Below are 2,102 nucleotides of genomic sequence, written 5' to 3'. Positions count from 1 at the left end.
GAGCAGAGGCGCGACGAGGCCGGCCGCCGCCAGCAACGGCTGCCGCAGCGCCAGCGCGAGCGCGACGGAACCGACCAGCGGGGTCAACCACGCCGCCGGCCGGCCGAACGGGTCGGGCGGCGTCTCGGGCGCCGGGTCGTCGGTGCGGGAGGAGCGCAGCACGAGCGTCGTGCCGCCGGTCCGCACGGGCCGGTCCGGTCGCCACCGTCGCCAGCGGCGCTGGGTCCGGACCCGCACGCGGCCGTGGCGCAGGCGGACGCGGACCACCTCGAGCGCCGGGTCCTGCACCTCGAGGACCCTCGAGCCCGGCGCCGAGCCGTCGGGCGTGACGGTCACTGTGGTGCCGTCGGCGAGCGCGACCAGCCCCCCGCAGTCCGGCCCGGCGACGACCGCGACGTGCCACGGCGCGTGCGCGGCCGCCGACGCGACTGGGCGCGGACCGACGCCCACGCGCAGGACGCAGCCCTCGACCAGCGGCGGCTGCCCGACGACGTGGTGCTCGTCCAGGGGGACGTCGTCGACGGCCACGACGGAGGAGCCGGCCCACCCGCCGTACCCGCTCACGCGGGACAACGCGGGCCGCAGGGCCGCCAGCGGCGTGCCGGCGTCCGCCTCGACGTCCGTGGTGACCAGACCGGGACCGCGCACGGGGTCGGGGTGGAGCAGGGTGAACCGCACCGGACGACCCTGCACGGCCGCGGTCGTGCCCGAGGTCCCGGCGCGACGACCCGGGGACGCGCCGTGCCGCCCACAGGCCCACCGGTCGTCTCGGTGGGCCTGTGGGGGTCGGTCAGTCGACCGCCAGCGCGGCCACCGGGGACGTGCGGGCGGCGGACCGGCCCGGCAGGACCGAGGCGAGCAGGCCCGCCGCGAGCGCCACGACCAGCAGCAGCGCGAGATCGGTCCACGGGACCACCAGGACCACGTCGCCGATCTGCCCGAACACGATCACCGCGCCGGCCCAGCCGTAGAGCAGACCGAGCCCGGCGCCCAGCACGGCGCCGACGCCGGCGATGAGCATGCCCTCGACCGCGAGCATCCAGCGCAGCTGGCGGCGCGACAGCCCGATCGCCCGCAGGGTCGCCGACTCGCGGCGGCGTTCGAGGACGGACAGCGACAGCGTGTTGGCGACGCCGATCAGGGCGATGACCACGGCCACGCCGAGCAGGCCGACGACTACCGCGAGCAGCGTGTCGACCACCCGCTCGTACGAGGCCCGCTGGGCGCCGGCGCTGGTCACCTCCGCCGGGGTGTCGGGCAGGGCCGCCCGGACGTCCTGCAGGACGAGGGCCGCGTCCGCGCCGGGCTCGAGGCTCACCCACAGCATCGAGACGGGCGCCGACGGGGCGAGCGCCTCCAGGGTGGCGGGCGTGACCAGGCCGTAGATCCCGCCCAGGTCKCTGGCCACCGGCACGAGGGAGACGGGCGTGCCACCGGGCGCGGTCACCGACTCGTCCCAGGGGCTCGCGTACGCGGTGATCGGCAGGGCGCCGTCGGAGGCGGCGTCGGCCGAGATCTTCGGCAGCAGCACCGTGCCGTCCGTCAGGCCCTCGACCGTGCTCGGGTCGCTCACCACGTCCGCCGCGGACCCCTGTGCCGGTGCCGCGACCGTGATCCACGCGTCGCCGACCAGGACCGGCGCCGTGCGCATCTCGAGCACGGTGTCGACGCCGGCCACCCCGGACACGGCGGTGGCGACCTCGGGCGACAGGGTCGGGTCGCCGTCCTGGACCGTGCCGTCGACCATCAGGTCCACCGGGTAGTGCTCGTCGAGCTCCTGGGCCAGCGACACCCGTGCGCTCGCGGCACCGGTGCTCATCATGGCGACGAGCGTGACGCCGATGAGCAGCGCGGCGCTCGTGGCGGCGGTCCGGCGCGGGTTGCGCACCGTGTTCGCCGCCGCGAGCCGTGCGCTGGTCCCCGTGCGGGCCAGCAGGCKCCCGGTCAGCGAGACGACCTTGGGCACCCAGAACACGGCGCCGACCAGCACGCCCACGAACGACAGGGCGCCCGCCAGCACCCCGACGCTCAGCAGCACCGTCTGGTCGCCGCGCCCGGTGCGGGCCAGGACCGTCGTCGCCAGCATGACGCCGACGCCGCCG

Annotated in this window: 2 protein-coding genes; both read right to left on the bottom strand. The window is 77.1% G+C overall.

Translation table 11 applies throughout. The annotated features are described in order from the left end of the window. A partial coding sequence (locus ACXJKG_RS20790; RefSeq protein WP_456847621.1) for a hypothetical protein occupies positions 1–678 on the bottom strand: 678 nt, incomplete at its 3' end. Between the two features lie 112 nt (positions 679–790). Next, on the bottom strand, positions 791–2,102 hold a 1,312-nt coding region (locus tag ACXJKG_RS20785; RefSeq protein WP_456847620.1), incomplete at its 5' end, for an FtsX-like permease family protein.

The sequence above is a fragment of the Cellulomonas sp. P5_C6 genome (genome assembly GCF_054049635.1).
This window is presented reverse-complemented; position numbering and strand designations above follow the sequence as displayed.